The sequence below is a fragment of the Lactonifactor longoviformis genome, from assembly GCF_042848515.1.
Lineage (GTDB): Bacteria > Bacillota > Clostridia > Lachnospirales > Lachnospiraceae > Lactonifactor > Lactonifactor longoviformis.
In genome coordinates, this window is the sequence record NZ_AP031453.1 from 4,290,526 (window position 1) to 4,304,814 (window position 14,289).

Annotated in this window: 13 protein-coding genes; all 13 read right to left on the bottom strand. The window is 45.1% G+C overall.

What is annotated here, in order from left to right:
* Positions 1-292 precede the first annotated feature (292 nt).
* Entirely contained in the window at positions 293-2,500 is a 2,208-nt protein-coding gene (locus tag ACGHCT_RS19565; RefSeq protein WP_390437280.1) for a carbohydrate-binding domain-containing protein, read from the bottom strand.
* A gap of 186 nt (positions 2,501-2,686) precedes the next feature.
* A complete protein-coding gene (locus tag ACGHCT_RS19570) occupies positions 2,687-3,574 on the bottom strand; it encodes a hypothetical protein (protein WP_390437281.1) in 888 nt (295 codons plus the stop codon).
* A 50-nt stretch (positions 3,575-3,624) separates the two neighbouring features.
* Positions 3,625-4,548 carry a hypothetical protein gene (locus ACGHCT_RS19575; RefSeq protein ID WP_139249498.1) on the bottom strand — a complete coding sequence of 308 codons (924 nt, stop codon included), beginning with the start codon at positions 4,546-4,548 and terminating at the stop codon, positions 3,625-3,627.
* Between the two features lie 151 nt (positions 4,549-4,699).
* On the bottom strand, positions 4,700-5,674 hold the full coding sequence (locus tag ACGHCT_RS19580) for a hypothetical protein (RefSeq protein WP_390437282.1): 975 nt from the start codon (positions 5,672-5,674) through the stop codon (positions 4,700-4,702).
* Positions 5,675-5,836: 162 nt separating this feature from the next.
* A complete protein-coding gene (locus tag ACGHCT_RS19585; RefSeq protein ID WP_390437283.1) occupies positions 5,837-6,532 on the bottom strand; it encodes a GntR family transcriptional regulator in 696 nt (231 codons plus the stop codon).
* A 167-nt stretch (positions 6,533-6,699) separates the two neighbouring features.
* Entirely contained in the window at positions 6,700-7,137 is a 438-nt protein-coding gene (locus tag ACGHCT_RS19590) for a helix-turn-helix transcriptional regulator (protein ID WP_390437284.1), read from the bottom strand.
* A 263-nt stretch (positions 7,138-7,400) separates the two neighbouring features.
* Positions 7,401-7,643 carry a hypothetical protein gene (locus ACGHCT_RS19595; RefSeq protein WP_072853372.1) on the bottom strand — a complete coding sequence of 81 codons (243 nt, stop codon included), beginning with the start codon at positions 7,641-7,643 and terminating at the stop codon, positions 7,401-7,403.
* 169 nt (positions 7,644-7,812) lie between these two features.
* A complete protein-coding gene (locus ACGHCT_RS19600; RefSeq protein WP_072853374.1) occupies positions 7,813-9,213 on the bottom strand; it encodes a radical SAM protein in 1,401 nt (466 codons plus the stop codon).
* Positions 9,214-9,230: 17 nt separating this feature from the next.
* Positions 9,231-9,794 (bottom strand): hypothetical protein, encoded by a 564-nt coding sequence (locus ACGHCT_RS19605; protein WP_072853376.1) that lies wholly within the window; start codon positions 9,792-9,794, stop codon positions 9,231-9,233.
* A gap of 154 nt (positions 9,795-9,948) precedes the next feature.
* Entirely contained in the window at positions 9,949-10,524 is a 576-nt protein-coding gene (locus tag ACGHCT_RS19610) for a TetR/AcrR family transcriptional regulator C-terminal domain-containing protein (RefSeq protein WP_084067998.1), read from the bottom strand.
* Between the two features lie 119 nt (positions 10,525-10,643).
* Positions 10,644-12,122, bottom strand: coding sequence for a DUF6034 family protein (locus ACGHCT_RS19615; RefSeq protein WP_390437285.1), 1,479 nt, complete (start codon positions 12,120-12,122; stop codon positions 10,644-10,646).
* Positions 12,123-12,172: 50 nt separating this feature from the next.
* Positions 12,173-13,585, bottom strand: a complete 1,413-nt coding sequence (locus ACGHCT_RS19620) for a cell wall metabolism sensor histidine kinase WalK (protein WP_072853382.1) — start codon at positions 13,583-13,585, stop codon at positions 12,173-12,175.
* Complete coding sequence (locus ACGHCT_RS19625; RefSeq protein ID WP_072853384.1) at positions 13,582-14,247, bottom strand: winged helix-turn-helix domain-containing protein; 666 nt, start codon at positions 14,245-14,247, stop codon at positions 13,582-13,584. Before ACGHCT_RS19625 ends, ACGHCT_RS19620 begins: the two co-directional genes overlap by 4 nt.
* Positions 14,248-14,289 lie beyond the last annotated feature (42 nt).

The window sequence follows — 14,289 nt, forward strand, 5'->3', positions numbered from 1 at the left end:
GCTTCCATACAATTAATCCATATCCGCACCACTTGTCTCCATTATACAGGAAATTCATATAAAATGCACTATATTTTTCCATTTTTAAACATTTTTCTATACGATTTGTCCAACTATTTTTCAGTTATGTTAACCTATAAGCATTTTATTTATCTATCCATTCCTCAATTCCAACTAATGGTCTTCGGCAAACTCCCAACGGATCCATAATGAATCCTCTTGTGGTAAATGCATTAAAGAAACAGCAGGACAACCACCCAAGCTTGTCCTGCTGTTTCTCTTATTTTCCTTATTATCTGAATACCAGGGAATCTAAAATACTTTCCGCATCTTTATGCATCTGCTGAATCTCCGCCTGCTGTGCCTTGGTGTACAGATCAATCACTGTGTTCTCATCACCGCCTGCAATAAACCAAAGTCCGGAGTGCTGGCCCAGATATCTTCCGTCTTCCATTTCCGCTGCGTATTCTCTCGCTTCCTGCTCCGTCCTCACCGCCTCAATGGTGAACAGCTCTTCCTGCTTCTTTTGATTGCCATCCATGACAGTGTCTGCATACAGGAACGCCCAAAGTCCTCTCCCCACGAAATATTCCATCCGGTTATTCCATGTCTCTGGCAATGTGAAATAGTAATATTTCGTCACCATCCGGTCACCGTCTGTCTTCATATCATCCTCTGAGAGAGGCATCCACATGCCGTCCGTATCCACATAATAGCCATCCGGTGTATAGCCCGAGGTGTGCATGGCGCCTGTACTTCCTACATAATAATTACCGATCCAGCGGTTCACCGCCATGGCACCGCTGCTGTCGGCAAAATACCACTCATTCTCTGTCAGGAACCAGCCGGTGGCCATGGCCCCGTCTTCCTTCAGATAATAGGTAGTATTTCCATCTCTCAGCCAACCGGTATAGACTGCTCCGTCGCTCTTCAGATAATACCAGACGTTATTGGTTTTTGCCCATCCAGTCTTCATAGCCCCGCTGGAATCAAACACATAATTTTTTCCTGCCACCTGATACAGACCGGTTACCATCGCTCCGCTGTCCTTCAGATAATACCAGGTCTTCCCCAGCTTCAGCCAGCCCGTGGCCATTCTTCCGTCGGATCTCAGATAATACCAGGTATTTCCTACCTTGCACCAGTTTACAGCCATGCTTCCGTCGGCTTTCAGATAGTACCACTCATCCTCAAGAAGTCTCCAACCGGTGGCCATCGCTCCGCTGTCCTCCAGATAATACCATAGACTGCCTGATTTCAGCCATCCCACAGCCATGCTTCCGTCGGACTTCAGATAATACCATTTGCCGCCGGTCAGTAACCAGCCCTTAGCCATCGCTCCGTCTCCCCGCAGATAATACCAGGTATTATCCAAGAGTACCCAGCCGGTGGCCATCGCTCCGCTGTCCTTCAGATAGTACCAGGTATTTCCCACCTTGCACCAGCCGGTGGCCATCGCTCCGCTTGGCTTCAGATAGTACCAGACATTCCCCTTTTTCAGCCACCCGGTAGCCATATAGCCTGAGCCGTTAAAATAGTACCACTGTCTGTCAATGTATTTCCACTGATTCACCGGATATGACTTATCCTGGAACTGATACCACCAGCCGATTCTGTCTCTGATCCAGCTGCCCTTCTTTTCAATTCTGACCTCATTCATAGCGTTGCCAAAATCCGGGGAAAGCTTTCCCTTCTCTCCTGGATTGAGAAAAGAGGTCCATGCAGCCGTCTCTTCCCCCTCCTGGAACCAGTCTGATACTGCGGCTTCCCCGCCGTTTCTCTCTGCATATCCGGAATCCAGGAGAATCTGAAGTTCAGGCTCCTCTCCCTCTGCCCCCTGTGTCTGCCTTGCAGCCACGCCTGGCATCCCCGGTCCGCCTTTGGCAGACACATTGCCGGATTTGACCGAGATCGTACCCCCTGCACAGATTCCCATATTTTCTGAGGAGTGTGCTGCGACAGATGCCCCCTCAATCCCTATGTCCTGTTCCGCCTGAAGAGCCGGCTCTTTGGATTTCACCGTGATGCTGCCTCCCTTTAAGCGCAAGTCTTCTGCTGTATAGATGCCGTCCTCAGCCTCAATACTCAAGGCTCCGTTCCCCTGAACGGTAATCCCGCCCGGAGAAAATATACCGCCTGTAATTTGGGCGTCCTTCCCCGCCTGAATCCGGCTGCTCCCTGCAAGCTGAATCGTCAGATCTGCGGGTGTCTCCCCTTCATATTTCACAGAGATGCCATTGCCGTCCTCATTTCCCGTTTCTATTACTGCGCTGTTCAATGTAAGCACATGTCTGGATGCATCGTATACTGCAGTACCTGCCCCGCAGGGCACTGTGTTTTGTTCCGCCTCCAGGATATTCTGTCCATTGACCCATAGTTCCCCGTCTCCCTCCGCTGCCATAGCTGTGGTTGAAAACAGCAGGCTTCCAAAAATCACAGCTGCCGCCAATCTCCAGCTTAAAGCTTTCGGTCCTTTGCTTCTTTCTTCTGTCTCTTTCATAGGATCCTCCTTTGTATTTCTTCAACGTTCCATAGCCAAACCCTTTTTACTAACTATTCCCATTATAGCGAATTACCCATGGGATTGTCTATAGTCTGTTGTCCCCCTGCCTGGCTGTCTTTTGACAAAAAAGCCGGACATATCCGGCTGCCGCTTTCAAAAAGCAGGCGATGAATGGCTTGATTCTCAAAGTATTGACATTATCTGGTCCATCTCTTTGTACTGATAAGGGATATTGTTTGCGCGGCACCATTTCTCAGCTATTTTGCACAGGGCTTCAAAGTTTTCATCTATTGTCCAATCTTTACTCACCCTGGGCAATTGAATCATATTTTTATTTCCCAGCGCTATACTATCATAATTATGAAAATAGGGAGTCAGAGAAAATTCCACTATGTTTAAATAGTAAGAGACATCTTCCTCCTGTTCTACGATCGCATCTGCAATATCTTCTATATAACAATACTTTTTGCCCCTTTCCAGCTCAACCCAGCATACCCCTCCCATTTCTTTTACCGTGAATTCATTATTTTGCAAATCTTCCGGGTTAACACTGTCTAATATGACATCTCTGAGAACTATATCATTATCTTTTATTTTTACCTCAGCCAAAGTTCTATTGTTTCTTTTATACACAGAAATCAAGTCTATTGCTTTCCATTCCTTTCGTATTAATTCTTTATTAGTTAACCACATATTCAACGTTTTTATAGTCATTCTCTTACATACGTATATAAAAGCCCGGTAATTCATGCTTATCATACAGATGATATATATAGCACCTAAAAAGAGAATATAGTTTTCTACTAATGTAACCTTACTGTCTTCTTTCACCAGGAATAAAAAGAGCGTTATCACTGTTAACGCAGCCATAAATCTATTCCCCCAGATAACTTCAGCGGGTATTTCCCTATATGTATTTCTTTTCGTATACGGGTAACAACTCCACCGCTTATTTCCAATATTCATACACTTTTCTTTTGGGTAAATGTTAATGACACGAAAATATTCTAACGCAATAGCATAGTAGAATAAAAACCAGAACACTAGTACTGTCAGTATATATGGCAGCATTTTATGCACCTCCAAATGGGAATCTGTTGTCCTTTATATACAGAATATTTTTAGAACTTAACCATATGATGTGAAACCTGCCGATAAGCATAGGGTATCCCCCGCTTTCTGCACCACTTCTCTGCAAACACGCATTCTTCATAATTTGCGAGGCAGCAAACATCCTCAGTGCTTATATAATTGCTATTATTTATATAGGGGATTTCGATAAAAATACTTGCTAGTGCACTTTTAATGTCTTCTCTGGCACACCTGATTATTTTGCAATCAGACACTCTTATAAAAAACTGTTCCTGTTTTCTATACTTTCGTTTTATAGTCATTTTTTCTACTAAATCTTCTATAAATACATAATTTGGTTCCTTACCTTCTACCCATAAAACCCCGCATCTCTCATAAAGATAATACGGCTCCCCATTTTTCTGTAAAAATAAGATACATTCTATTATGTCATTGCTTCTTTCTACACGAATCTTTGCCTTCGAACCCTTCCTGCCGCATGCCGTAACTTCCAGGACTTCTACTTCACTTTTTAACTTTTTTCTGATTTTGAATGCCCTTGGGGAATTTATACATGCAAGAAACAGGTATTTTATATTATCTCTATTTACTCGTTTGTAGTAGTCAAAAAATATTTCCAAATTTACGGCAGTAGCTATAATGAATCCAAATAAACCAATTGATATGAAGTATATAAGGCCTATCATGTAGCTATGACTTTTATATACACACATATTTATCAGCCATATTCCCAAAACACAAAACAGTAGAATATTTTGTATAATACATGCTGCTGCCATTTCCCGGGGAATGCCTTTGCTTGTATTTCTTTTAGAATACGGAAATAGCAAAAATCTCATTTTGTTTATCGTAATACATTTATCATAAGGATACTGATTAATAAACAGAACATAAGTATCTGCAATTGTATAATACCCTGCTACATATACAAATATAAAAATAAGAATTTCCATTCTTTTCCATCCCTTGTAAAACATCAATAATGTGACATGTATCGAAACATCTCTTCATATTTATATTATATTTGATTTTTACGGCACCAGGCTTCCGCATAGTATTCTTTGTCATCATAGGTACTTCTATAACATCACATCCCCAAAATATTTAATGCAGAGGCATAGACTGATACATTACTCTATAACAGTAACGGATTTTATTCGAGAAGCACCATCTTTCTACAGCCTTCATATCCCGGTCAGTAATAGAATAGTTCAGGTCCCCCTCCTCGTAATCCCATGCCCTTTTAAGTAAATGCGGTATAAGTATATAATTATCAGAGTTTTCTATTACTTGCTCATAGTTTTCAAAGACAGGAACTATCTCCAGGTCTGAAACTCTCAGGTAGTATTTATAATCCTTCTTTTTTTCAAGCATTACACGCATAATATCCTCTATGTAAACAAAATATTTTTCTTCTTTCCTTTCTACCCAAAAAACATCTAATAATTTATATAATACTAGTGGAGGAGTTTCTGCCTCCACAACAACATTTTTATACTCTTTATTATTACAAACAACAGTTGCGTAAGTTCTTCTCCTGGTTTTATAAGTACTGGCAATCTGCGCTTCCCCTATATATCTCTTTGCTCTTCTTCTCTTACTAAGGAATAGCAGATAAAAAAAGTTTCTTATTGTTAGCTTTTTATATTGATAGAGCAGTACTGTTCTTTCAAAGATTGCGATACAGAGTAAAGAAAAAAACAGTGCAGCAATGCAGTAGCCCTGCATCACTTTAGTAAAGTACTTTAGTTCTTTACAAAAGAAGTATATCCCACAAACAAATACCGCTCCGCTGCTCATTAACAGATATAGCTTAAAAAAGAACAACTCTCTTGGAACCCCTTTTACTGTATTCCTCTTTGTATATCCAAAGAGTTTAAACCTGACATTATATTTAGGATATATACACTTGTTCTTCGGATAAACGTTTATGTGATTACAATACAAAATTCCCATCCCCATCTCAAAATACAAGTTTATAACCAGTACCGTAAATAAATTATACAGCAAGCTCTTCATCATTTCCCCTATTTCTATAATAATAGAATCTTGATTTCCGTTGCAATCTGCAGATATCACACCATGTATGCTATCATAAGTATAATCGATATTGATTTTCTTTGCATCTGATAATTATGCCATATTATTGTCCTTTGGTGTCTGTGCAGGCAGCCGCAATATATAAAAGAAAGTAAAAACGCCGTCCCAACCATATCCCGGTCCCTGGGCGACGCTTTTTCTCTACAAATATTTAAAATAATCTCTGTATTCATTTACAATCTTCGGCAGATAATCCTGGAATCCTTTGATATGCTGTATCACATAATCATCAATACTGAAATCCGACGCAGTTCCAAAGGTGAGCATCTCGTACATCTGTTCATGCTCCCGAAAGCTTACAGGTATAAAATCATAACAGTTAAAAATCTGAATCAGATAACGCATCCGGGTGAGGTGGGACCCCATCCGCTGTACCACACTGAAGGTAAGAGGCTTATTGGCTGCAATATAGATAATCTCGTGGAATTCATCATCACAGGTGAGAAACTCCTCCAGTCTTCCCGTCTCAATAATCTCCTTTTGTGTCCTCAGATTCTCCATCAGCTTTTTCCGGTATTCCGGGCCGATGTGCTTCATAGCGGCTTTCATGGCAGCCGGTTCCAGATTTCTTCTTATAAAGAAGCCTTCATTCACCATATCAATATCAATATAGGAGACCTTGGATTCTTTCCTGGGCCTTATGTGAATTAAGAATTCCTCTTTCAGTTTCAGAACCGCTTCATGAACCGGTGTCCTGCTTACAGCCAGTTGTTCCGCGATATCTCCCTCATTAATTACAGTTCCAGGCTTCATAGTCAGATCCAGTATATTTGTCCGCATGATACGGTATGCATACTCTGCATGACTTTCTCCGTCTCTTCTAGCACCAACGTTCATACAACCCCTCCAGTGATTAAATTTGTTTTTTCATAAATTTACCATATAATCTTTTCCACGTCCATCCATGAGCAGCAAATTAATCACCAAAGGTTTATTTCCTTTCGTCCTCCATTATAGTCTAGTGTTATTTATCAACGATATATAACACTAGTCATGCCCATTCATCAGTAAAGCCCGGCTAAAATATCTTTTAGTACCAAAAAAGAATCAAGATGGCTATATCCATAATCGGTTCTTAACTTTTGAAGCAGTTCCTTCAGCGGCAATACATATTCGTCTGTCTTCACCTCTTGTTTGTAGGATGCCAGAATAGGATATTTTTCCGCCCATAGTTTTGTCCAATCCACTTTTTGCGAAGTTTCTTCACTTGTGTTTTTAACAACCTGTTCCAACTCTTTTACATCAATATCGAAGTCAATTAGTTCGTCTAAGGTCAAGTGATATAGAGCAGAAAGTTTTTTTGATTGGCAAATATCCGGTAGAGTTTCATCTGTTTCCCATTTCGAAATCGTCTGCCGGCTTACTCCTAATTTTTCTGCCACTGCTTCCTGTGACAGTCCACTCTTTTTTCGGGCATTAAATAAGCTGTTTCCTAAACTCATATCTTTTACCTCCTGCGTTTCTTTTCAATGCAAATTATAGATGAACTATGGAAAAAAATCTACCAACGGTAATTTCCATTTCCGCCCGTTTTTCTAACATTATTTAGGAACAGCGGTAGATTACCGCAGTTCCTAAAGCATCCAAATATTGTGTTTTCCAGTGGGATTTCCCACCTTTTGGATGTAGGGGATGAACAGTCAAAAAAGAGGATGCACACTCTGTGCACCCTCCGCCTGTTTCCGGCACCCGGAACTTTTCTTCTTTACTCATCGTCAATCTCTACGGTTACCATATACACACTGGTCTCCGGAACCACCTGGGTAACCGTACCGCTCAGCTTCGCAAGGGGTTTTCTCAAATTGCCCGACATTGCAACCGCATCCTTAATGGTATAATAATACATCAGCCCGGACATGGTACTTGCTTTGTCCTCTTTTAATTCAATCCTGTCCCCTGGTTTCACAAGCCCCTCTCTCTCCATGGTAAAATCAACCAGCTGCCCCATTGATACATGCCCTCTTTCTACTCTGTGCTGTTTTTATCTTACCACAAAAGTCTGAGAATTCCAACAGGAGCAGATCAGTCCCTTTTAAGCCGCAGGGCAAATCCAATGCTTGCCAAAAAGGGCACATAATAATCAGCCGTCCACCCCTTCCCGTCCAAAGCCTGTATTTTTATTTATAGGTTTCCTTATAATTCTGGAAATATTCTCTGTGGTGAGGATTTTCCTCCCACAATTCCTCAGCCTTTACGCCCCATTCTCTGGCATATTCCACACACTTGCCGCAGAGGTGTTCCACAGTCTCCGGCGACTGCAGATCGGTAGACCTGGCCCCGGTTTCGTGCACCATCCTCTGGAGGATCTCCGGGTTCTCCAGCATCGGGCAGGGCCGGAGATGATTCCCGTTAAAGGGCTGGTTTTCCCTGTAGGCCATAAACAGCGGCTGCTTCAGAGCCTCCAGTAGAGAAACCTCTTTTATATTGGCGCTGGAGTAATGAACAAATACACAAGGTTCTGCATCTCCGTTGGCATTAATATGCAGGTAGTTCCTGCCCCCGGCAATGCAGCCGCCTACAAACTCCCCGTCATTCTGGAAATCCATGACAAAGATTGGCTTGCCCCCTTCTCTGCCTCTGATCTCCCGGATTCTGCGGTACATATACTCTCTTTGTTTCACCGTGGGAATCAGTTCCTTTACCGCCGCATTGCCCACAGGCATGTAATTAAAGTACCAGCTGTAGCGGCAGCCGTGCCCAATAATCAGATCCAGGAATTCATCTGAGGTGACAGTCTGGACGTTAGCTCTGGTGTAACAGATGGAAGTACCAAAAATCAGGCCGTACTTCTTCAGCAGATCCATGGCTCCCAGCACCTTCTGAAAGATTCCATTTCCTCTCCGCCCGTCGTTTACCTCCTCGAACCCCTCCAGGCTCAAAGACAGGGATAAGTTCCCCACTCTCACCATCTCCCTGCAGAAGTCATCATCCACCAGAGTTCCGTTGGTAAATGCGTGAAATGCACAGTCGTTGTGCTTCTCGCACAGGCGGATCAAATCTTTTTTTCTCACCAGGGGCTCTCCCCCTGTATACATGTAGAAGTAAACGCCCAGCTCTTTGCCCTGGGTAATTATGCTGTCTAAAAGCTCATAGGACAGATTCAGCTTATGCCCGTATTCAGCCGCCCAGCACCCCGTACAGTGAAGGTTGCATGCGCTGGTGGGATCCAGAAGCATAACCCAGGGAATATTGCACTGGTGCTCCTTTCTCATCCTTCGTATGGTCTTCGTCCCCTGAAAGGCAGCTTCGTATCCCAGATTCAGCACAGTCGTCCTGAGCACATGGGGATTTACTTCATCCAGAAGACAATTAATATATCCCATCCACTTTCCATCCTGCTGCTGAATGAGGGCTCTGGCCCCTGCATAGGTTTTTTCCTGAAACATATCTCCGGCCAGCTTTTCTACCAGATCCACCAGATTCAAAAGATGTTTCTCTCTGTCTTTGTTCACATATTTGAGCACTTCATCGATTGTCTTTCCCACTGCTGCCCGTTCCATTTTTCTCGTTACTGTCATATTTTTTCCCTCCTACCCTACATAAAAATCCCCAAAGCCGCCAGTGTCATGAATACCGCGTCCGTCAGGCATACCACTTTCTTTTGTTTTACCCCCAGCCAATATCCGTACAGGAATCCTCCCACAGCCCCGGGAACAGACAAGCCTAATACACAGATACCGCCCCATAGGGCGCCGCCGTTCCCGTAGTAAAGGCAGATTCCTATAATAACTGCCTCAAGCCCCGTTCTCACAGACCTCAGGATGCATCCCTTCACAGACAGAGGATCCTCCCTGCGCTCTAGAAACCCTGCCTTGTCTGTCCCATTCCGGAACCGCCGCACCGCAATCATCAGCAGCAGCAAAGCTGCCGAATAATGACAGAATCTTCCACTGATATGTACGGCCGGAAGCTTTTGCATCAGACAGGCCGCCAGTCCCCCGAGAGCCATCAAAAGCAGCTGCACGCCCGCATACAAAACCCCCATGACAAGAGCCTTCTTTTTTCCCCAGTTTTCCTGGGTAGCTCCAATCTCCATAGTGGTTTCGAATATATGCAGGGCCAGACCCAGGGCAAGGAACCACACTACAACTGTCCCCACCTCACACCACCTCTTTCCGGACAATAGAATTATATCTTCCTTTAATTATAAAAAAAGAGACTGAACATGTTAATATTCAATCTCTTTCCAATGTTTTCTTTATAATGACAACAACACTATTTTGTCGCTTTTCAATGACAAATCTGACTATTTGTCATGTATGGCTATATAGTTCCCGAATCATCTCATCCAGGGGCTCTGCCACCAGCATAGTATACGCCTGGGCAACCTCCTGCGTCGTTACCTCCCACTCTGTCTTAATCCACCGTATTATTACAAAAGAACTGACCGCCGCGTAATACTCTGCTATAGAATCCGGCGTGAGAAGACGGTTGGCCATATGCTTTCCCTTCATTTTACTCTCCAGCACCCTTTTCATAATGTCCCGGAATGCCTGGAAAATTATATCCTGAAATGAATTCTGTCCCTGAATCCGTACGGCTTTTCTGTAAAAGTCAAGATCCATCTCCATTCGCCTCAGCATCAGACGGACTGCCTCTTCCATCATATTGCTCTCAATCAGGGCTTCTGCCGGCTGTATTATTTCCTCTGTAAAAATCCACTCTAAAAGGTCATACTTATCCTTAAAGTGATTATAGAAGGTAGGCCGCATCAGACCTGCTTCCTCTGTGATATCCCGGATTGTAATCTTCTCAAAAGGCATCTTAAGAATCAGCTTCTTCAGACTGTACCCCAACGCCTCTTCTGTTGTATTTCCCTTCTGGCCCATAATACCCCCGCTCTGTGGTATGCTGTCATTCTGTCCTATCTATGGATATTATACAATATCATGCCAGAAATTCAATACAAATCGTAAGCCGGCCAAAAGGCCCTTTATAATAACGGCTGTCACGGGGCATCGATTACCGTACCGTCCATGGCATTGATGATCAAAAGGGCCTGAGCCGCACTGTGAAAGCCTGCCTGGGATAAAAGATACTCCCCCTCCTCCGGATACACAGTCTCCATACTCCCGTAAAAGATCCATGCGGGGACCAGTCTGCCCTCCTGGCCATCCGCGTCCTCCGCAGTTCTTACATACCCGAGTTTTATCTGCTGCACCTGCGCAGAGGCTTGAATGTTCTGTTCCTGATAGCTTTTATATTTCTCTCCTATCATACGCTGAAATACCTCAGCTATCTCCTGGAAGGGCAGAAGATAAACTGCCTCACCGGCTCCTGCCTCAACAACATAAGGATTTTTAATCAAGACCCGCCGCAGGCCGTCATCGGTGTAGAGGATGGAAATCTCCTCCGGCTGCCAGATCTTCTGATTGGCAGAGCTCCCCTCCCCCAATCCGATCCCTCCTTCGCTCTTCCTGTCTTCTCTCAAAGTCAGGGAGGTTGCATATTTGCCCGCTTCCCGGTAATACAGGAGCGGGATCTGGTCAATTTCCCTGGTATAGTGAAGGACGAGGCCGGTTTCTGCGTCTTTCTCCTCAAAATAAGGGCTGGCCGCTTTCTGATACTCCAATTGCGCCAGGGCAAAGCCTTCATAGCCCAGCTGTTCCAGAAGGGCATTGCCCTCCCCAATGATTGTCTCAGACGGAGTTTCCATGGAAAAATCCCCCTCCTGATCAGAGACCCTGGACTCCGTAAAGTACTCGGCACACCTAGCTGTCCTGTCATAAAATCCTATCTTTTGAAGCACCTCACCCTCATCGTTGACTGTTACCATTTGAAATTCATATTCCTTATCCCCTATGGTGACATATCCCTCCAGGCTCGCCCCGTCTGCAGGTTCCGGTATCTCGATGGGAACCTCCTTCATCTCCACAGATGCCGGTGCCTTCTCGCCTCTCTTGCGGTACGCTTCTATCTCGCTGTCCAGACGCTCCCTCACCCCGGAATCCGCTTTGTCTCTCAACGCCTCCAGCTGCCGGATATATCGCTCACACTCCTCTTTGGTCATCTCTCCCGCCTGTTTTTCATCCTGATACTGCATCAGCGGCTGTCCCTGAAAGAGCACCCCTGTGGCCCTGTCCAGATCCTCCTGACTGATATCTCCTGATTTTACAGGTCTTATCTCCATCTTCTCAGCTTCCGGCACCCAGATATCCGCATCCGCCTCAACCCGAAACATCCCCTCATTTGTCTCAAAAGAAGTCTGATACCTCTCCGGGGCCTGTACCTGCCCTTTTACTGTAGATACATTCTCCCCCTTTTCCTCCGCGGTGTTTTGGCTTTGGGCACCTCCCTGCACCTCATTTTGCTTTTTCTCTGTAACCGTCATCTGACTGGTAGTCTGATAACATCCCAGAAGCCCTGTCATAAGAACTCCCGCACACGCGGCTCCCGCAAGAAACTTATTTATACATCTGCTGCTCATACACTTCCTCCTTTCTCATCCCAGCATACCAGCAAGAACATTCAAAGTATTCAGGAAGTTGTAAATAAATTGTAAGCGTCTGTAAAAAGAATACGGGCTACCGTGCCGCAGCCGGGAGAGCTCTCGATTTCAAGGCTGGCCTTGTGGATATGGGCAATTTCTTTGCACAGGGCAAGCCCCAGTCCAATCCCGCCCTCTTTTTTAGTTCTCGCCTTGTCAACCATATAGAAAGCCTCTGTTACCTTTGAAACCTCGTCCGGGGGGATTCCCCTCCCCTCATCGATCACCTCGATCTTGTGATCCTTTGCCTCCATCCAGATACTGCCTCCCGGCCTGGAAGCTTTGATGGCATTGTCCACAAGGTTTACCAGCAGGCTTTCCATGAGATCGCTGTCCATGGGGATCTTCTCCATCCGGCAGTCCATGGAAAACTGTATCTCCTTCTCCCGGAGGTGTTCCTTCTCCACATGGGCAACCCTTTGAAACAATTCCTCCACAGAGCCAAGAGTCAGATGAATCGTATCATTTACATAAAGTCCGGTGAGGCTCATCATCTTGCCGGACAGCCGTTCCAGGCGGCAGCATTCCTGGTAAATATAGGAGAGGGCCTTCTCTCTCTGCGCCTCCTGCAGCTTTACATGGAGCAGCGTATCCGCATACCCCATGATGGAGGTCATGGGCGTTTTTAATTCGTGGGTCAGACTCCCCAAAAGCATCTTCTGTTTTTCTGTAATCTCCTGCAGCTGGGTAATCTGTGTTTCCACCTGCTCCGCCATCTGATTAAAAGCCTCTCCCACCACCTGAATCTCATCCCGGGAAGTTACGGGGACCCGCTCCTGGTACTGCCCCCGGCTGATGGCCAGGGATGCTTTCTCCAGATTGTACAGAGGCCTCAGGGCAAGCCGGGTCAGAATGCCAATGCCGGCTGCTGCCAGAAAGGATACCAGCAGATAGACGCCTCCGAACAGAACCGCCTGCTTTTCAATCCCTGTAAAAACCTGGGTAATATCCTTTGCCGTCAGAATATACGTTTCCTCCATTCCCTCCACGGGCCTGGCCATTAGGAGAATGTACCTGTGATTCAGCTTTTGAATCTCATAATCCGGATGATTGCTGTCCCAGGGGCTAAGCTTGTCCAGAATCCCTGTATCAGACACCTGAAACTCTGTGAGATTTATCACAGGCTCCCTATTTTGTATCAGAGCATAATCCTTCCCGCAGCACTTCCTGAACTGAAAGTCCAGAAAAGATGCTTTTACCGTGCCGCTCATTTCCAGGAGTTCATTGGATTTGCAGAACTGTTCAAAGGCGTATCCCACGCCCTCCATCTGCTTTCCCTCATTAAACACTCTCTGCCCGATGCTGTAGCCGCCCATCCGGACAATGGTAAAGCTCCCGCAGATCCCCAGAGCCAGCAGAAGTATGCCTGTAGTTAGTATGGATATCTTTTTCCAAAGCTTCATTCACTATCCTCCAGGCGGTATCCCAGCTTGGGAATGGTCTTTATCTGGTCCTTCAGACCCAGTTTCTTTCTCAGCTGGCCCACGTGTACATCCACAGTCCGGGTCTCCCCCATATAGTCACTGCCCCACACCTGCAGCAGCAGCTGCTCTCTGGTAAACGCCACATTCTTATTCTTTACCAGCAGCAAAAGCAGATCATACTCCATGGGTTTCAGGATGACACACTCCCCGTCTTTTCTTACCTGATGGCTGTCCAGGTTAATTTCAATCCCTCCGAAGCTTAGTACCTCCTTCTGCCTTCCGGTCCTCTCCAGGACCTTTTCTATCCGCACCAAAAGCTCCAGCACCTCAAAGGGCTTTACAATATAATCCTCAGCCCCCTCCCGAAGGCCTTTTACTTTAGAAGCAACATCTGACATAGCCGTAAGGTATATGACTGGAATTGCCCTTTTTTTAAAGCATTCCATTAACTCAAATCCATTCCGGCCGGGCAGCATAATATCCACAAGGGCCAGATCCAGCTCCTTCTCATTCCACAGTGCCTGCTCCGCGGCGTCTCCTTCGTAAACCGGGAGAGTCTCATATCCGGCCACCTCCAGGTTCATACAGATCAAATCTGAGATTGCTTTTTCATCTTCCACAACCAGAATCCTGTTTTTCATCTCTGTCTCTCCTCTGTTTTTCAAGTTAAGGCTATTTTACCA

Bases quoted from the DNA above. Each gene is read 5' to 3' on its own strand.
- ACGHCT_RS19600 (WP_072853374.1), bottom strand. From the start codon at position 9,213: ATGACAGTAACGAGAAAAATGGAACGGGCAGCAGTGGGAAAGACAATC.
- ACGHCT_RS19610 (WP_084067998.1), bottom strand. From the start codon at position 10,524: ATGGGCCAGAAGGGAAATACAACAGAAGAGGCGTTGGGGTACAGTCTG.
- ACGHCT_RS19570 (WP_390437281.1), bottom strand. From the start codon at position 3,574: ATGCTGCCATATATACTGACAGTACTAGTGTTCTGGTTTTTATTCTAC.
- ACGHCT_RS19625 (WP_072853384.1), bottom strand. From the start codon at position 14,247: ATGAAAAACAGGATTCTGGTTGTGGAAGATGAAAAAGCAATCTCAGAT.
- ACGHCT_RS19575 (WP_139249498.1), bottom strand. From the start codon at position 4,548: ATGGAAATTCTTATTTTTATATTTGTATATGTAGCAGGGTATTATACA.
- ACGHCT_RS19565 (WP_390437280.1), bottom strand. From the start codon at position 2,500: ATGAAAGAGACAGAAGAAAGAAGCAAAGGACCGAAAGCTTTAAGCTGG.
- ACGHCT_RS19620 (WP_072853382.1), bottom strand. From the start codon at position 13,585: ATGAAGCTTTGGAAAAAGATATCCATACTAACTACAGGCATACTTCTG.
- ACGHCT_RS19615 (WP_390437285.1), bottom strand. From the start codon at position 12,122: ATGAGCAGCAGATGTATAAATAAGTTTCTTGCGGGAGCCGCGTGTGCG.
- ACGHCT_RS19585 (WP_390437283.1), bottom strand. From the start codon at position 6,532: ATGAACGTTGGTGCTAGAAGAGACGGAGAAAGTCATGCAGAGTATGCA.
- ACGHCT_RS19590 (WP_390437284.1), bottom strand. From the start codon at position 7,137: ATGAGTTTAGGAAACAGCTTATTTAATGCCCGAAAAAAGAGTGGACTG.
- ACGHCT_RS19595 (WP_072853372.1), bottom strand. From the start codon at position 7,643: ATGGGGCAGCTGGTTGATTTTACCATGGAGAGAGAGGGGCTTGTGAAA.